At 75.3% G+C, this 461-nt stretch carries 1 protein-coding gene; it reads right to left on the bottom strand.

Annotated elements, in window-relative coordinates; genetic code table 11:
- Nucleotides 1-59: 59 nt before the first annotated feature.
- Nucleotides 60-461: 5-(carboxyamino)imidazole ribonucleotide mutase (gene purE / locus JZ791_RS47410; protein WP_216903960.1), on the bottom strand; the 402-nt coding region annotated here is incomplete at its 5' end.

Genomic DNA, 461 nt, shown 5'->3' with positions numbered 1-461 from the left:
GCCCAGCACGCCCAGGGTGGCGCCCGGCAGGATCGGGCGCTGCATGGCGTCTGGCGCGCTCATGGCGCTGCGGGCGGCAGCGCCATCGCGCGGGCCGCCTCGGTCTGTTCCTGGCGGAAGGCCTCCAGCCGCTCGCGCAGGGCCGGGTCGTCGGCGGCCAGCAGGGCGACCGCGAAGAGCGCCGCATTGGCCGCGCCCGCCGTGCCGATCGCGAAGGTGGCCACGGGAATGCCCTTGGGCATCTGCACGATGCTGTGCAGCGAATCCACGCCCTGCAGGTGCCGGCTCGCCACCGGCACGCCCAGCACGGGCACCGTGGTCTTGGCCGCGATCATGCCGGGCAGGTGGGCGGCGCCGCCCGCGCCGGCAATGATGGCCCGCAGGCCGCGCGGCACGGCGGATTCCGCATACGCGAACATGTCGTCGGGCATGCGGTGGGCCGAGACCACGCGCGCTTCGTG

The organism is Nocardia alni (genome assembly GCF_019038435.1).
GTDB classification, from domain to species: domain Bacteria; phylum Actinomycetota; class Actinomycetes; order Mycobacteriales; family Mycobacteriaceae; genus Nocardia; species Nocardia alni.
Note: the sequence above shows the minus strand (reverse complement) of the source record. Positions and strands in the feature narration are given on the sequence as shown.